Source organism: Mesorhizobium sp. C399B, assembly GCF_030323185.1.
Classification (GTDB): domain Bacteria; phylum Pseudomonadota; class Alphaproteobacteria; order Rhizobiales; family Rhizobiaceae; genus Mesorhizobium.
Genome location: NZ_CP100472.1, coordinates 5,094,334 through 5,109,710, shown reverse-complemented (window position 1 = coordinate 5,109,710; position 15,377 = coordinate 5,094,334). Strand labels below are relative to the sequence as shown.

The window sequence follows — 15,377 nt, the reverse complement described above, 5'->3', positions numbered from 1 at the left end:
GGCACTCGACGGAGCGGCCCGCGTCCGTTGCTATCGACGATAGTGCCATCGGAGCCTCCGATGGCACTATCGCTTTCTTCCGTTTCCACTCCTGCCGCCGGTCTGCGACTCTCGCCGGAGCGGTTCAGGACAGGAACGGAAACATGGCAGACATCGCAAAATCGAAAATCGCTATCATTGGCGGCAGCTCCGGAATGGGGCTCGCGTTGGCAAGGCGGTGCCTGGACTCAGGCGCCGAAGTCATCATCGTCGGCCGCAGTGAAGCCAGGCTCAAGCGTGCCGGCGAGGCGCTGCGGAACCATGCCGGTCTGAGCGCCATCGCGGCCGATATTGCAAGGGAGGATCAGGTCGCTGACCTGTTCAGGCGGATTGGCCGGCTCGACCATATCGTCAGCACCGCCGCCGATATCGAAGGCGCCTATGAGTTATTGCCTGCGATCGACCTGCAGGCGGCGCAGAGAGTCGTCGAAAGCAAATTCTACGGGCCGCTGCTGCTCGCCAAGCATGGCGCGCCGCAGCTTTCGGCCAACGGCTCCATCACCTTCACCTCAGGCATTGCCGCCTACCGGCCGGCGGCGCGCGGCTCGGTCGTTGCCGCTGTCAACGCTGCGCTGGAAGGGTTGGTGCGGGCGCTGGCAGTCGAGCTGGCGCCGGTCCGTGTCAACGCCGTCTCGCCGGGCTGGGTCGACACGCCGATCTGGAGTTTTGTGGCCGGCGACAAGAAGGACGAGACGCTCGATGCAATGGCCAGGCGCCTGCCGGTCGGCCGCGTCGGGCAACCGGACGACATCGCCGATGCCATCGCCTTTCTGATGGGCAATGGTTTTACGACAGGGACGGTTCTGCATGTCGAGGGCGGTCACCGGCTGATCTGAGCGCAGCGAAATTCCTGGCCGCGGCCGCCAGCAGCAGTTTCAGCGCCGGCGGCTGAACCCGCCGGCGGCGCCAGATCAGGACCAGCGACGCCGTGCGAGCCGACCCCGGCCACGGCAATTCGACGATCTCGCCGCGATCGAGCGCGTCGGCAACGGCCAGCCGCGGCACCAGGCCCATGCCGACACCAGTCGCCACCAGGCCCGCAATGGCGCCGATGCTGCCGACTTCGGCGGCAAGTTCTGGCGCTGCCATCTCGTCAAAGGCAGTGTCGAACAGATGCCGGTAGACGCATCCGGTTTCCGTCACCACGAAACGCATCGCGGCGAGCGCGGCCAGGTCGCTCTGCCCCGATGCGGGCGCATGTTCGGGTGAGGCGACAAGGACCAGCGGCTCGGCCGATATCGTGCGCCGGGCCAGACGTTCGTCCAGACCGCCCTTGTCGAAACAGAAGGCGACGTCGATCTCGCCTTCTTCGAGCTGCCGCAGCAGGGCATCGCTGCCGGCGATTTTGAGCCGCAGACCGATCTCCGGGTGGTCGCCTCGAAAGGCCGCCAGCCATTGCGGAAGTTTGACAGTGGCAATCGTCTCCAGCGCGCCGACCGTAACCGTTCCGGCGGTCATTCCCGTCGTTGCCTCGACGGCAATACGCGCCTCCTCCGCCAGCTGCAGAATCTCTTCCGCATAGGGTTTCAGCGCGTCGCCGGCCGTCGTCAGGTCGAGGCCGTGGCGCGAGCGGATGAAGAGGACGACGCCAAGTTCGCTTTCCAGCGACTGGATCTGGTCGCTGACGCTCGACTGCGCCAGATGAACCTCCCGCGCTGCGCGGGTGATATTACGGTGCCGCGCCACGGCGAGGAAGGTCTTGAGCAATCGTGGGTGCATGCCGTTTCCGGATCTGTCTCTGTTCGACATTTCGGGCTTGGCTGGTCCATTTGCAACCCTGGTCCATTTGCAACCCCGGTCCATTTGCAACCCATTGACGCCGGCGTCATCAGGTTGCGGCAGACCGAAGGGCCAGAATTTCGCGGCAATGACCCGCAAGTTTTCCCACGGCCGGCGCGGTGGCCCAAGAGATCGCCTCTGGCAGATCGCATCGTACGTATGCTCTATGCCAAGCTGATTTCCAGCACCGATGGAAGGACCGACATGACCCGCCCGCAAGGAACCATCGCCCCGATCCTGACACCGTTCGAAAATGACGGCCGGATTGCTCGTGACTTGTGGATCTCACACGCCAAATGGGTGCTGGGCCAGGGCGCGCATTTCCTGTCGCCGTTCGGCACCACGGGCGAGGCACTGTCGCTCTCGCTCAATGAGCGCATGCAGGCGCTGGAATGGCTGATCGAGGCCGGCATTTCGCCGGCGCGCATGATGCCCGGCACCGGCGTCACCGCACTCCCCGAAACCGTCGAACTTTCGAAGCACGCGGTCGGCCTCGGCTGCGCCGGCGTGATGGTGCTGCCATCATTCTTCTACACGGCCGCCGGGGATGAAGGCCAGGCGCGCTACTACAGCGAGCTGATCGAACGGGTGGCCAACCCGGCGCTGAAGATGATTCTCTACCACATCCCGCAGAACTCCGGCGTGCCGGTAAGCCCTGCCCTGACCGCCCGGTTGAGCGCGGTGTTTCCAGAGACGGTCGTCGCCTACAAGGATAGCGCCGGCGACTGGAACAACACGGCGGCGGTGATTGCCGCCGCACCCGACGTCGCGGTGTTCCCCAGCTCGGAGGCGCAACTGACCAAGGGGCTCGCCAGTGGTGCTGCGGGCTGTATCTCCGGGACCGTCAATCTCAACGCTGCGGCCATCCGCGCGCTCTACGACGCGACGATCGCTGGCCAAGACGTCACGGAAGCGGACGCCGCGATCAGGGCGTTCCGCAAGGTGATCCAGGATGCAGGCCTGATCCCGGCGATGAAGGCCGTGCTGGCGGTGCGCTCCGGCGACAAACGCTGGCTCAACCTGCGCGCGCCGCATGAGAATGCGACGCTGGAAAGCGGCAAGGCGCTGCTCACTGCGCTCGGTCCCGCAGCCGATCACATTGGCCGAGGTCACGCATGATGGCGGTTGGCGCAACCCACATGCTCGCATCTTTTCAATCGGCCTAAAGTGACGAGCCTGCCGCCTCTAACGCCGACACGGGCTTAAGCGGTCGCGGACGATCAGCCCCTTTCAGGCACAGTGCAATACCGCCATTGGCCCTTGAACGGTCAAAATCGAGGCGTACCATCGCGGTATCTGAAACTGAGTCTGTTTTCATTCGTCTGGGCTAATGTCCGGATCGGATTGGGTATTTTCCTTGGCAATGGATGCAACCCGCGGCGCAGCGATGCGCGGCAAATCGTTTGCCCATGTGGCGGAGGCGTCCTGGGGCAAGGGCCTCAGCACGCTGCTGCGCATCCTGCGCATGACGTTGCGCCATCCCTGGCAGGTTGCGATCACCATCGCCTCGACCTTCATCGCCGCGACGCTGCAGCTGTTCATCCCGCGCCTGCTGGGCCACGCCATCGACCAGGCGCAAGGCGTGATGGCTGGAGGCGGCGGCGCGGCGGCTGAGCAGGCGCTGTGGACCACGGCGATCACCTTGCTCGTCGTCAGCATTCTGCGCGGCCTCTTCACCATGGCGCAGAATTATTATGGCGAGGCCGTTGGCCACCGCACCGGCTATGAGCTGCGCCTGGCCTTCTACGAGAAGATCCAGCGGCTGAGCTTCTCCTTCCATGACCGGGTGCATACCGGCGACCTGATTACGCTTGGCCTGCTCGACCTCGACGGCGTGCGCATGTTCTTTTCCACCGGCATATTGCGCGTGGTGCTGCTCGGCGTGCTGATCGGCGTCGGCTCCTATCTCCTGATCAGCACCGATCTCGAGCTCGGGCTGCTCAGTCTGAGTTTCGTGCCGTTCGTCGCCTGGCGCTCCTCGGTCACACAGCTCAGGCTGCGCAGCACCTGGCTGACGCTGCAGGAGCGGCTGTCAGTGCTGAGCCGGGTGATGGACGAGAACCTCGGCGGAATCCGCGTCGTGCGCGCCTTTGCGGCGCAGCGGCATGAGCTGGAAAAATTCGACCGCGCCAAGAAGTCGGCGCTGGAGCTTGCCGACCAGCGCGTCGACATCCGCGTCTCCAACACCAGCGCCATGAATTTTTCCTTCCTGGCGGCCATGGGCCTGGTGCTGTGGTTCGGTGGCCAGAAGGTGATCGCGGGCCAGATCAGCGTCGGCACGCTGGCGCAGTTCCTCACCTTCATGACCATCCTGCAGATGCCGGTGCGCCAGCTCGGGCTGATGGTCAACTCGTTCGCCCGCGCCTCGACCTGCGGCACAAGGCTGTTCGAACTGCTTGACGCCGAACTTGACATCGAGGATGCGCCTGATGCCAAGGATCTCGTGGTCACCGAAGGCTTGCTGCGCTTCGACAATGTCGGCTTCCGCTACGCGGGCGCCGGCGGCCGGCCGGCGCTGTCGGGCATTTCCTTCGAGGCCAGGTCCGGCGAGACCGTCGGCATTGTCGGCCCGCCGGGCAGCGGCAAGTCGACCATGGCGCATCTGATCCCGCGCTTCTACGATGTGAGGTCAGGCGCGATCACCATCGACGGGCAGGATATACGCGAGGTCACGCTGCAATCGCTGCGCAAGGCGGTCGGCGTCGTGCAGCAGGACGCTTTCCTGTTCACCACCTCGATCGAAAACAACATCGCCTATGGAAATCCCTGGGCGCGCGAGACCCGCATCGGGCAGGCGGCTGAATACGCCCAGTTGCACAATTACATCATCGGGCTTCCGGCCGGCTACACCACGGTCGTGGGCGAGCGCGGCTCATCGCTTTCCGGCGGCCAGCGGCAGCGCCTGACCATCGCCCGCACCCTGATGCTGCGGCCTTCGGTGCTGGTCTTCGACGATTCCACCGCGGCTGTCGACGCCGGCACCGAGCAGCGAATCCGCACCGCGATGAAGCGCTTCGCCAAGGACCGCGTGACGCTGATCATCTCGCACCGGCTGAGCTCGCTGATGCATGCCGACCAGATCCTGTTCGTCGAGAATGGCCGCATCTCCGAGCGCGGCACGCACCAGGAATTGTTGGCGCTGGGTGGACGCTACCGCGCGCTTTACGACCTGCAGCTGCGGCCGGACGACGATTTGCCGGTGGCGGTGGGAGCCGCATGATGTCGACACAGAACGACGACCAGAAGGAAGACACCAGCCGGCGGCCCACCAGGGCCGTCATCGGTTCGCACCGCGACGAGGAAGAGGTCTTCGGCAAGGTCTACGATCCGCGTATCGTGCGCCGCATCTGGAGCTTCGTGAAACCGTATCAGGGCCGGATCTTCATCTCGGTTGCCGCCGTGCTGGTGTTCACGCTGACGCAATTGGCGATCCCGCTGGTCATCCGTTACGCCATCGACCACGGCATGGCGGCGGGCAAGGCCGACAGCTCCGTCATGAACTGGGCGATCGGCGCCTTCGCCCTGATCATCCTGATCAACTATGCCGCCAGCTATATCCAGGAAAGCGTCGTCGGCAAGGTGGCCGAGAATGTGCTGTCGGATTTGCGCCGCGCCATGTTCAGCCATCTGCAGCGCGTCTCGCTGAGCTTCATGGACAAGACCGAGGTGGGCCGGCTGATGTCGCGCCTGCAGGGCGACGTCAATTCGATGCAGGAATTCCTCGAGACATCGGTCATGTCGGTGGGCGACATCGTGCTTCTTTTCGGCATTGTCAGCGTGCTTTTGTGGCTCGATTTTCGTCTCGGCCTGTTGACGCTGTCGACCATGCCGGCGCTGTTCATCGTGCGCCTGTTCTGGCTGCCGCGCGCCAAGGTCGCCTTCATGGCCGCGCACGAAACCAATTCGATTGCCAATGGGGCGCTGGCGGAAGGCATCCATGGCGTGCGCACTGTGCAGAGTCTCGAACGCCAGCACGTCAATTTCGACCTCTATGACGAGAAGGTGCTGGCCAATCTCAGGGCTCACCTGACCTCGGCCAAATATGCGCAGGTGATGGTGCCGATCGTCGACACGCTGACCGGCATTGCGATGGCGACGGTCATCGTCGTCGGCGGTTCGATGGTGCTGTCGCACAGCCTCGACATCGGCGTCATGGTGGCGTTCCTGTTCTACATCCAGCGCTTCTTCGACCCGATCCGCTCGCTCACCATGCAGTACAGTGTCATGCAGCGCGCCATGGCGTCGGGCCAACGCATCTCCGAAGTGCTGGACGTGCCGGTCGACGTTAGCGACAAACAAGGCGCGGTGGCGCTGACGCGCGACATGGACGGTTCGGTCGAGTTCAGGAACGTCACCTTCGGCTACCGGCAGAACCAGCCGGTGCTGAAAAACATCTCCTTCCGCGTCAATCCGGGCGAGACGGTTGCGCTTGTCGGCCCGACCGGTTCGGGCAAGTCGAGCTGCATGGCGCTGGTGCACCGCTTCTATGATGTCTGGTCGGGCGAGGTGCGGGTCGGCGGCCACGACGTGCGCGACGTGACGCAGGATTCGCTCGGCGACCAGGTGGCGATGGTGTTGCAGGAGCCATTCCTGTTTTCCGGCACGGTGCTGGAGAACATCCGCTACCACAAGACATCGGCTACCCGCGAGGAGGTGGTGCGCGCGGCGCAGGCCGTCGGCGCGCACGACTTCATCGAGCATCTGCCCGATGGCTACGACACCGAGCTCGAACAGCGCGGCGGCAATCTCTCGCTCGGCCAGCGTCAGCTGATCAGTTTTGCACGCGCACTGGTCGCCGATGCGAAAATCCTGGTGCTCGACGAGGCCACGGCGAGCATCGATTCCTACACCGAGATGCTGATCCAGAAAGCGCTGGTCACGCTGCTGGAAGGCCGCACCGGGCTGGTCATCGCGCACCGGCTGGCGACCATACGCGGCGCCGATCGCATCATCGTTCTACAGAACGGCGAGATCGTCGAAAGCGGCAACCACGAGCAGCTGATGGCGGCCAAGGGCCTCTATGCCAGGCTCTACAACATGAACTACGCATCGTTCGACGATATTGCCGAGGAAGACATAGGCGCGCCGGCCGGCAAGGCGACGTGAGCTGCTGCCGGTTCGGCTCGACTGGAAATGGTGCGGGGCCAAAACTCGTCGTCGACCAATTCGGCTTTCAGATGCCGACACGTTTCATCTCGCCTTCCAGCGTAAGCCCGGCGTCACGCCTGCCGGCGCGTTCGGGTGGACGAGCCGCCGGTCGCCTTGAGGGCGATCCCGCCTAAATTCTGAATTCTACGCGCCGCCCAGCGCGCGCGATGGCACGCGCAGCTTGCGCCTGAACCTCAGCAAACGCCGTCATGATGGCTTTCGTTCCTTAGCCGTCGGATGAAAATCGCCGGGGAACAGGAAGGCTTGCTGGGAGTTTAGTTCTTCGAGCCGCGCCGTGAACGGCGCGGCAGCGAAGGAGACGGCATATGGGCCTGGGTACCATTCTTATTATCATCCTGATCATCGCGTTGCTCGGCGGCTTCAGCGGCCTCGGCGGCGGCCCGTTCTACGGCACTGGTTACTATGGCGGCGGTGGCCTCGGGCTGGTGCTGATCATCGTGATCATTCTGGTTGTTCTCGGGCGAATATAGCGTCGCCATTGGCGGCCGCCGAGTTTCTACGGCGGCCGCGTTTTCGCCTGACATCGAGGTTTGAAGACATGGCAGCTGAAGACATTGCTGGTCCGGACTGGGCCGGCGTCGGCGCGAGCGAGAGCGAACGCGACGAGCTGGGATATCCTAATGGTGGCACTATCCGAAGGCGGCGGGCGTAAGCTGCAGACCCCGACACCCGCCTGGCGGCCGTGGCGTTCATCGAGGCGGATCGGACGCTTCGAGAAACCCAGGACGGCGACGAGGCGGGTCCGGCCTTTCTCGCTATTGTCGACAAGGGCAGCATCGGCCTGAAGGCCGCAATGGCAGGCACGCCTTACGCCTGAACGCGGTCAACCCGCCGTAACTCCGCCAGCAGAAACACCACCAGCACGCAGCACAGCAGGCCAAGCGACAATGGCAGTCCCTGATGTCCGGTCAGTTGCATCGCCAGCCCGGCCACGGGTGAGCCGACGATGCCGCCTACCCCCCATACGAACGCGAAGGCGGCATTGCCGGCGATCAAGGCTTGACCGGTGAAACGCTCGCCGAGCTGGATCAGCGACAGCGTGTAGATCCCGAACGAGACCCCGCCCCAGACGAAGAAGAGCGGCCAGACAAGCCATGTAGCGAAGAGCAACGGCAACAGCAAACAACCGGCCAGGCAAGCCAGGACACAGAACAGCATCATCGGCTTCGAGCCAAACCGTTCGGCGGCGCGCCCAAGCACGACCTGCAGCACGGCATTGCCGGCGATGAAACAGGTGATGAGCGAAGCGATGCGCTGCTCAGTGCTGCCGAGCGCGGCACCATAGACCGCGAACAGCGAAAGCAGGACTTGCTCGAAGGCGGCAGCCGTGAAGACTGCGAACAAGAGCAGCGGCGCCAGCGCGAAGAAGCCGCCGACCGACACCGCTTCGCCCTCACGCGGCATGTCGGGCAGGCGTGGCGCGACGGCAAGCACGATCAGGCCGCAGACAAGGAAGGCCGCGCTGCCGATGATGAAGGGTGGCCATCCTTGCGTGCCGACCAAGCCTAGCGACAGCGGGCCGAGGCCAAAGCCGGCGGAAACGATGGAGGAGTATAGGCCCATGATGCGGCCTCGGCGTGCGGCGGGTGTGATCGAGACCAGCCAGGTTTCACTGATCACGTAAAGCGGATTGGCAAAGAAGCCGAGCAGGAAGCGCAACGGCATCCAGGCCCATACATCCTGCGTCCAGGCAATCGCGATCAGGACGGTTGCTGCCAGGATCGAACACACAACCGCAAAGCGCGCCGCGCCCACCCGCCGGACCAGCGCCGGCGTGAAGAGCGACGATATAATGAAACCCAGAGGCGTCATCGCGGCCGAGAGGCCGATGAGGCCCGGTGTCGTCCCTTGCCGTTCCAGGATGAAGCTCAGCAGCGGATACGTCAGCCCCTGTGCTATGGCGAACACCGTAACTGTCGCGATGATGCCGGCCATCGCGGCCCATGCGATGTGGTTCTCCGGCGGTGACGTCGCGTCTTCGGCGCTCATGCCGACTTCGAAGCAGGATCGGCACGTTCCGGCAAGTGCAAATGCCGGCAAAACGCCGCGGTACGCCCAAACAGGCGGGCGGGTCTTATCCGCGACATCAGCTCACACTTGCCAGAAGCGTTTGACGATTTCGGCCTCGAGCTGGCGTCTGGTCAGACCGATGTCGTCGATCAGGTGCGGATTGGCCTCCGCCATCTGCTTGAGGTCCCAGCGAAAGCGTATCCGCTCGCGCCAGGCCGCGATCATGCCCCGCGGGCCCGTCGGACGCCGGCCCGATGACACCGCCTTTTCCGGCAAGGCTGCACGAGCAGAAGCAAGGGTATCGTTCATGGCAACCTCCATTCGGTTTGAGGAGCGACAGCCCTCGGCTTGCAAGAGGTTGAACTCTGCCGCATGCGGACGGCGCCGTAATTAAGCCCGGCCAAATAGTTCTCAAAAGTTCCAAACCGGCTAGAGCACCTCGCCGTTTCATGGAAACGGCGAGGTGCTCAACTCTTTGTTTTGACGCCATACGTCCGTGAAGCGCTCCGCCGCGCTTTCCCGTGGGAAAACCGCCTTCACACCTTTCCTGGAATTGCTCTATAGATGCGCGTTATGCAGGGATCGCGCTTTGCCTTTGGTCCGTTCGTGCTTGATCCGGGTGCGGGAACGCTCCTTCGGGACCAAGTTCCCGTAGCCGCCGGCCACCGCGGACTGCAGCTGCTGGCGGCGCTCGTCGCCCGGCCCGGCGAGATCGTGGCCAAGGCCGAGTTGATGGATGCGGCATGGCCAGGCACCGCCGTTGAGGAAGGCAACCTCACCGTCCAGATTGCGCAATTGCGCAAGCTGCTGGGTCCGGCCACGAACGGCGGAGAATGGATATCGACCGTTCCGCGCGTCGGCTATCGCTTCACCGGCGCCATCGAACAGCTCGGCGACGAGAAGCGACAGGCTTTGCCGCTGCCTGCCAAACCGTCGATAGCCGTGCTGCCCTTTGCCAATTTCAGCAACGACCCCGAGCAGGAAGCCTTCGCCGACGGGTTGACCGAAGACCTGATCACCGACCTGTCGAGGATCGGCGGCCTGTTCGTCATCGCGCGCAACTCGACCTTTGCCTACAAGGGCAAGGCGGTGGATGTGCGCGAGGTCGCCAGGGAACTTGGCGTGCGCTATCTCTTGGAGGGCAGCGCCAGACGCGCCGCCGGGCGCGTGCGCATCAACGCCCAGCTGGTCGACGCGCTGAGCGGCGAGCATTTATGGGCAGACCGCTTCGATCGCGGCCTGGAAGATATCTTTGCCGTTCAGGACGAGGTGACGGCCAAGATCGTCGAGGCGCTGCTTGGCCGGCTGCGCGCGCCGCTGCCGCGCAATCGGCCCCGAAATCTCGAGGCCTACGATCTGTGCGTGCGGGCCCGCAACCTGATCGACGTCTCGCCGGAGACGGCGCGCGAAGCGCATCTGTTGCTGACGCGCGCGCTTGCGCTCGATCCGGACTATGCCGAAGCCTATCGCTGGCTTGCCATGAACCACTGGATGGGATGGGTGCATTGGGGAGAGCCCATTGAGCCTGCCCGCGGCCTTGCCCTGGAACTGGCGCGCAAGGCTGTGGCGATCGATCCCAACGATGCCGGCTGCCACTGGGTGCTTGCCAACCTGCTTGCCTATGAGCGCAGATTCGACGAAGCGGATGTGGGATTTGCCAAGGCGTTCGAGCTCGACCCGAACGAGGCCGATGCCTGGGCGACATTGTCCGACATCGCGGTCCTGGCCGGGCGCGTCGAGGAGGGCCTCGACTATATCAGCAAGGCGTTCCGGCTGAACCCGTTTCCGGCAAGCTGGTACTATCTGACGCTCGGCCAGGCGCAATATGCGGCGCGCGACTATGAAGCCGCCGTCGAGACGACGCGCCGGGACGAGACGTATCGGACAAGCTCGCGCCGTTTCCTTGCGGCAAGCCTTGCGCAACTCGGCCGGATCGACGAGGCGCGCGCCGAGGTCGACCTGTTCCTCGTCGCGAACCCACATTTCACCACCCGTCACTGGGTCGAGACGGAGCCGTTCCGCGACACTGCCACGCTCGACCATTTCGTCGATGGCTTCCGAAAGGCCGGCCTTCCGGAGTGACGGACCGGCGTGCTCGATCGATGCCAGGCACCGTCGGTTGCGGATCAATCCTGCCAATGTTTGCACGTCGCGAGGCCGCTCGACCGATCTTGCTTCCGCGAGCAGTCATCCAACAGCGATTGCAGCGAAGCGGCGCGCGAAACCTCTGTCACGGTGAAGCCGGCTGGAACGGCCACGATCGATCCGGCCACGGGTGAGCGCTGGGTGGCGGCTGGCGACTGCCTGTTGCGCTCTCGTCTGCAATGCCGGCATCACGGTCGCCGTGGGCAATGATCGGCTTGCCTCATTGAGCTTTTAGCGACGCGCTCCGACAACTCGCGATGATTTTTCTAGATGCCATTTGTCGAAGCACAATCTTTTCCGAAAGCCGGTTTCCACTTTTCGGGACCATGCTCTAGCGGCTGTCTGTTTCTTGTTGCTGGCGCGATCGGAAGTCACCCGCACAACCTGGTTATCTGAGCGCCCTTTAGCTTTCCTTGTTTGAGGTCGGCGGCGGGAGTAATAGTCGCCAAGGAATTGCGAGGAGGAAGAGATGACGCTGAACTTCGACCCGAAGGCGAAGGCCACGGCGTTGTACCATGGCGAATTCCGACCGATGTTCATTGGCGGCAAGTGGGTCGCCGCGCAGTCCGGCCAGGGCATGCAGGCACTCAATCCGGCAACAGGCGAGGTGCTGGCGACAGTGCCGCGCGGCGGGGCTGCCGATATCGACTCGGCGGTGGCCGCCGCGCGCGCGGCCTTCGAAGGCCCATGGTCCAAATTCTCGCCCTACGAGCGGCAGTGCGTGCTGCTCAGGATCGCCGATCTGTTCGAGACGCATTGGGAAGAGCTCAGCGTTTCCGACACGCTCGATATGGGACTGCCGATCACGCGCACGCTCTCCAACCGGCGCCGCGTCATCGGCATGCTGCGCTTCTATGCCGGCATGGCGACGGCGCTGCATGGCGAGACGATCGACAATTCGATTCCCGGCGAGATCGTCACCTTCACCCGGCGCGAGCCGGTGGGCGTCGTTGGTGCGATCATTCCCTGGAACGCGCCGACCGCCGCCTCGATCTGGAAGATCGCGCCGGCGCTGGCGACAGGCTGCACCATCGTGCTGAAACCGTCCGAGGATGCGTCGCTGACGCCGCTGCTGATCGCGCAACTGATGCAGGAAGCCGGCGTGCCCGACGGCGTCGTCAACGTCGTCACCGGCACCGGGGCCGAAGCCGGTGCGCGGCTCGCCGAACATCCAGACGTCAACAAGATCGTTTTCACCGGATCGACGCTGACCGGCCAGGCCATCGCGCGGGCAGCCGTGGCCAACCTCAAACGCGTTTCACTGGAGCTCGGCGGCAAGTCGCCGATCATCGTCTGCCGCGACGCCGACATCGACAAGGCTGTTCCGATCGCGGCGATGGCGGTGTTCGTGCATTCGGGCCAGATCTGCATTGCCGGCTCGCGGCTGTTCGTGGCGCGCGAAATCCATGACGAGTTCGTCCGCCGGCTCGCCGATTTCGCCGGCAGACTGCGGATCGGCCATGGCATCGAGGCAGAGACGGAAATCGGACCGCTCATCAATGCCAGGCAGGCAGGCAAGGTGGAGGGCTATATCAGGGCCGGCAGCGACGAAGGCGCCGAACTGGTCGCCGGTGGCTCGCGGCTGACCGGCGAGCTCTACGATGGCGGCAACTTCATTGCGCCGACGGTCTTCGGCGCCGTGTCGGACCAGATGACCATCGCGCGCGAGGAGATTTTCGGCCCGGTCATTTCGGCGATGCCCTTCGACACGCTCGACGAAGCGGTGGCGCGTGCCAATGCGACGCCCTATGGCCTGGCCGCCGGCATCTTCACCACGCATCTGGGCACCGCGCACAAGCTTGCGCGCCGGGTCAAGGCCGGCTCGGTCTGGGTCAACATGTACCATGCCATCGACCCGGCGGTGCCGTTCGGCGGCATGAAGATGTCGGGTTATGGCCGCGAGGGCGGCATCGAACATCTGCACGAGTATCTGGAGACCAAGTCGGTCTGGATCCAGACCGACTGATATTCGCGCGGCGTACTCTGCGAAATCACGATGAAACCACAACGGCCAGGACGGCGGCGCAGTCACCGGCTTTGACCAGGCCGGGGAAATGCCGCGCGGCCAGAATGCCGGACATTTTTGCCCGGATTTCCTGCGGAGCGATGCCGGTGCGGCCGGTGGAATGGATGCGCCCCAGCACCGAGCCTTCTTTCACAGGCTCGCCGAGATCGACCATGGTTTCGATCATGCCGTCGTCCTCGGCGAAGGAGAAGCAATCGCCCGACGGCATGTCGAGCCACTGCGTCGGGCTCTTCTCTACTGCACCGGCGACAATGCCGGCATGACGCAGCACATTGCTGATGCCGCGCCGCGCAATCCGCACCGTCTGTGCGCGCGAGGTGCCGCCGCCGCCAAGCTCGGTGCTGACGAAGACCTTGCCCATTTCCTCCGCCGCCGTGTCGTACATGCCGACGGAGTCGATCTCGATCATGCGCATGGAGAACGGAGCCGCGAATGCGGCGACCGCGTCGAAGGCTTTCTGCTCCAGTGCCTTGTCGGGCACCGTGTGCGCGGCACAGAAGGGCACGAAATCCAGCGTCCTGCCGCCGGAGTGGAAATCGAAGACGAGGTCGGCGCGCGGCAGCAGTTCGCGTTGAAAGTAGTCGGCGATCTTCTCGGTCACCGTGCCGTCGGGGCGGCCGGGAAAGCTGCGGTTCATATTGCCCTTGTCGATCGGCGACGTCCGCGTGCCGGCGCGGAAGGCCGGATAGTTCATCGCCGGCACGATGATCACCGTGCCGCTGACCTGTTTGGGATCGAGCGTGCGGGCGAGATCGTAGAGCGCCAGCGGCCCCTCATACTCGTCGCCATGATTGCCGCCGGTGAGCAGGGCAGTCGGCCCCTTGCCGTTGCGGATGACGCAGATCGGGATCATCACCGAGCCCCACGCCGAGTCGTCGCGGCTGTAGGGCAGGCGCAGGAAACCATGTTGCACGCCGTCCTTGTCGAAATCGACGGTCGGGGCGATCGGGGATGGGCGAAGGCTAGGCATCGGGCTCAATTCTTCACCACCAGTTTGCGCGGTACATTGGCGAGGCACTCTACACCGGTTTCGGTGATCAGGATGGATTCGGTGATTTCCAGTCCCATCGTCTCCAGCCACAGGCCGGTCATGAAATGGAAGGTCATGCCGGGCTTGAGTTCGGTGCGGTCGCCGGGGCGCAGGCTCATGGTGCGTTCGCCCCAATCCGGCGGATAGGATAGGCCGATGGAGTAGCCGGTGCGGTTGTCCTTGACGATGCCATATTTCTTCAACACGGCGAAAAAGGCGTTGGCGATGTCCTCGCAGGCATTGCCGGGCTTTGCCGCCGCCAGCCCCGCCTCCATGCCTTCCAGTGTCGCCTTCTCGGCATCGAGGAATTCCTGTGTCGGCTTGCCGAGAAAGACGGTGCGCGACAGCGGGCAATGGTAGCGGTTGTAGCAGCCGGCGATCTCGAAGAAGGTGCCCTCGCCCGACTTCATCGGCTGGTCGTCCCAGGTGAGATGCGGCGCCGAGGCGTCGGCGCCCGACGGCAGCAGCGGCACGATCGCCGGATAGTCGCCGCCGACGCCATCGACGCCGCGCGTGCCGGCATCGTAGATCTCGGCGACCAGATCGCATTTGCGCATGCCGACCTGGATCTTGTCGACGATGCGCTGGTGCATGGCTTCGACGATGCGGGCCGCCTTGCGCATATAGTCGATTTCAGTCGGGCTCTTCACCGCGCGCTGCCAATTGACCAGCGCTGTCGCGTCGACGAAGCGGGCGTTGGGCAGGTGCTTCTGCAACGCGGCGAAGGCGGCAGCCGAGAACCAGTAATTGTCCATCTCGACGCCGATGGTCAGCTTGCCCCAGCCGCGATCACTGAGCACTCTGGCCAAAAAATCCATCGGGTGGCGCTCGGTCGACTGCACGTAGTGGTCGGCATAGCCGACGATGTTGTCATGCGCGAGATAGGCGGTGCGCTTGGCGCCATTGGCATCCTGGCCGCGACCGTACCAGACCGGCTCGCCCGATGGTGGCACGATCACCGCCTGATGCACATAGAACGACCAGCCATCATAGCCGGTCAGCCAGGCCATGTTGGATGGGTCGCTGATAACAAGCAGATCGACGCCTTTCCCCTCCATGGCTTTTCGCGTCTTGGCGAGGCGATCCGCAAATTCGCCACGCGAGAATTTTAGGTTCGGCTGCATTGTTCTTGGTCCTCGTTTGTTGGGCCTGGAGCCTGTTTCAACTTTGTTGGAAACA

General features: G+C 64.0%; 13 protein-coding genes. 8 read left to right on the top strand and 5 right to left on the bottom strand.

What is annotated here, in order from left to right:
* The first annotated feature begins 143 nt into the window (after positions 1-143).
* Positions 144-875: an SDR family oxidoreductase gene (locus tag NLY36_RS24260; protein ID WP_023735663.1), complete on the top strand. Its 732-nt coding sequence runs from the start codon at positions 144-146 to the stop codon at positions 873-875.
* Here NLY36_RS24260 and NLY36_RS24255 read toward each other — a convergent pair.
* The gene (locus NLY36_RS24255) at positions 826-1,758 is read right to left on the bottom strand and encodes a LysR family transcriptional regulator (protein ID WP_023735664.1); all 933 of its coding nucleotides are present in this window, start codon (positions 1,756-1,758) and stop codon (positions 826-828) included. The genes NLY36_RS24260 and NLY36_RS24255 overlap by 50 nt on opposite strands.
* A 264-nt stretch (positions 1,759-2,022) precedes the next feature.
* Here NLY36_RS24255 and NLY36_RS24250 point away from each other — a divergent pair, with 264 nt between their 5' ends.
* The 5 genes from NLY36_RS24250 (at position 2,023) to NLY36_RS24230 (ending at position 7,804) form a co-directional block, all read left to right on the top strand.
* Positions 2,023-2,937, top strand: a complete 915-nt coding sequence (locus NLY36_RS24250) for a dihydrodipicolinate synthase family protein (protein ID WP_023735665.1) — start codon at positions 2,023-2,025, stop codon at positions 2,935-2,937.
* Between the two features lie 268 nt (positions 2,938-3,205).
* Positions 3,206-5,038 (top strand): ABC transporter ATP-binding protein, encoded by a 1,833-nt coding sequence (locus NLY36_RS24245; RefSeq protein WP_031249123.1) that lies wholly within the window; start codon positions 3,206-3,208, stop codon positions 5,036-5,038.
* Positions 5,038-6,924 carry an ABC transporter ATP-binding protein gene (locus NLY36_RS24240; protein ID WP_023735667.1) on the top strand — a complete coding sequence of 629 codons (1,887 nt, stop codon included), beginning with the start codon at positions 5,038-5,040 and terminating at the stop codon, positions 6,922-6,924. The genes NLY36_RS24245 and NLY36_RS24240 overlap by 1 nt, the downstream gene beginning before the upstream one ends.
* Before the next feature lie 368 nt (positions 6,925-7,292).
* Positions 7,293-7,457: a DUF3309 family protein gene (locus NLY36_RS24235; protein WP_023667887.1), complete on the top strand. Its 165-nt coding sequence runs from the start codon at positions 7,293-7,295 to the stop codon at positions 7,455-7,457.
* A 212-nt stretch (positions 7,458-7,669) separates the two neighbouring features.
* Positions 7,670-7,804, top strand: coding sequence for a hypothetical protein (locus tag NLY36_RS24230; protein WP_023682661.1), 135 nt, complete (start codon positions 7,670-7,672; stop codon positions 7,802-7,804).
* On the opposite strand, the gene NLY36_RS24225 is transcribed toward NLY36_RS24230, so the two are convergent.
* Both NLY36_RS24225 and NLY36_RS24220 read right to left on the bottom strand, forming a co-directional pair.
* The gene (locus NLY36_RS24225) at positions 7,795-8,976 is read right to left on the bottom strand and encodes an MFS transporter (RefSeq protein ID WP_023704772.1); all 1,182 of its coding nucleotides are present in this window, start codon (positions 8,974-8,976) and stop codon (positions 7,795-7,797) included. The two genes, NLY36_RS24230 and NLY36_RS24225, sit on opposite strands and share 10 nt — an antisense overlap.
* Positions 8,977-9,078: 102 nt before the next feature.
* Complete coding sequence (locus NLY36_RS24220; RefSeq protein WP_023735668.1) at positions 9,079-9,306, bottom strand: DUF1127 domain-containing protein; 228 nt, start codon at positions 9,304-9,306, stop codon at positions 9,079-9,081.
* 255 nt (positions 9,307-9,561) lie between these two features.
* On the opposite strand from NLY36_RS24220, the gene NLY36_RS24215 reads away from it, so the two are divergent.
* Both NLY36_RS24215 and NLY36_RS24210 read left to right on the top strand, forming a co-directional pair.
* Complete coding sequence (locus NLY36_RS24215) at positions 9,562-11,079, top strand: winged helix-turn-helix domain-containing tetratricopeptide repeat protein (RefSeq protein ID WP_023704770.1); 1,518 nt, start codon at positions 9,562-9,564, stop codon at positions 11,077-11,079.
* 532 nt (positions 11,080-11,611) lie between these two features.
* The gene (locus NLY36_RS24210; protein ID WP_023735669.1) at positions 11,612-13,108 is read left to right on the top strand and encodes an aldehyde dehydrogenase family protein; all 1,497 of its coding nucleotides are present in this window, start codon (positions 11,612-11,614) and stop codon (positions 13,106-13,108) included.
* A 25-nt stretch (positions 13,109-13,133) separates the two neighbouring features.
* Here NLY36_RS24210 and doeB read toward each other — a convergent pair whose 3' ends face one another.
* Complete coding sequence (gene doeB / locus NLY36_RS24205) at positions 13,134-14,138, bottom strand: N(2)-acetyl-L-2,4-diaminobutanoate deacetylase DoeB (RefSeq protein ID WP_023695241.1); 1,005 nt, start codon at positions 14,136-14,138, stop codon at positions 13,134-13,136.
* Positions 14,139-14,143: 5 nt separating this feature from the next.
* Positions 14,144-15,322 carry an ectoine hydrolase DoeA gene (gene doeA, locus NLY36_RS24200; protein ID WP_023667880.1) on the bottom strand — a complete coding sequence of 393 codons (1,179 nt, stop codon included), beginning with the start codon at positions 15,320-15,322 and terminating at the stop codon, positions 14,144-14,146.
* Between the last annotated feature and the right edge of the window lie 55 nt (positions 15,323-15,377).

What these genes read in the sequence shown, in the direction of transcription:
- NLY36_RS24260 (WP_023735663.1), top strand. Translation starts at nt 144, where the DNA reads ATGGCAGACATCGCAAAATCGAAAATCGCTATCATTGGCGGCAGCTCC.
- NLY36_RS24255 (WP_023735664.1), bottom strand. Translation starts at nt 1,758, where the DNA reads ATGCACCCACGATTGCTCAAGACCTTCCTCGCCGTGGCGCGGCACCGT.
- NLY36_RS24250 (WP_023735665.1), top strand. Translation starts at nt 2,023, where the DNA reads ATGACCCGCCCGCAAGGAACCATCGCCCCGATCCTGACACCGTTCGAA.
- NLY36_RS24245 (WP_031249123.1), top strand. Translation starts at nt 3,206, where the DNA reads ATGCGCGGCAAATCGTTTGCCCATGTGGCGGAGGCGTCCTGGGGCAAG.
- NLY36_RS24240 (WP_023735667.1), top strand. Translation starts at nt 5,038, where the DNA reads ATGTCGACACAGAACGACGACCAGAAGGAAGACACCAGCCGGCGGCCC.
- NLY36_RS24235 (WP_023667887.1), top strand. Translation starts at nt 7,293, where the DNA reads ATGGGCCTGGGTACCATTCTTATTATCATCCTGATCATCGCGTTGCTC.
- NLY36_RS24225 (WP_023704772.1), bottom strand. Translation starts at nt 8,976, where the DNA reads ATGAGCGCCGAAGACGCGACGTCACCGCCGGAGAACCACATCGCATGG.
- NLY36_RS24220 (WP_023735668.1), bottom strand. Translation starts at nt 9,306, where the DNA reads ATGAACGATACCCTTGCTTCTGCTCGTGCAGCCTTGCCGGAAAAGGCG.
- NLY36_RS24215 (WP_023704770.1), top strand. Translation starts at nt 9,562, where the DNA reads ATGCGCGTTATGCAGGGATCGCGCTTTGCCTTTGGTCCGTTCGTGCTT.
- NLY36_RS24210 (WP_023735669.1), top strand. Translation starts at nt 11,612, where the DNA reads ATGACGCTGAACTTCGACCCGAAGGCGAAGGCCACGGCGTTGTACCAT.
- doeB (WP_023695241.1), bottom strand. Translation starts at nt 14,138, where the DNA reads ATGCCTAGCCTTCGCCCATCCCCGATCGCCCCGACCGTCGATTTCGAC.
- doeA (WP_023667880.1), bottom strand. Translation starts at nt 15,322, where the DNA reads ATGCAGCCGAACCTAAAATTCTCGCGTGGCGAATTTGCGGATCGCCTC.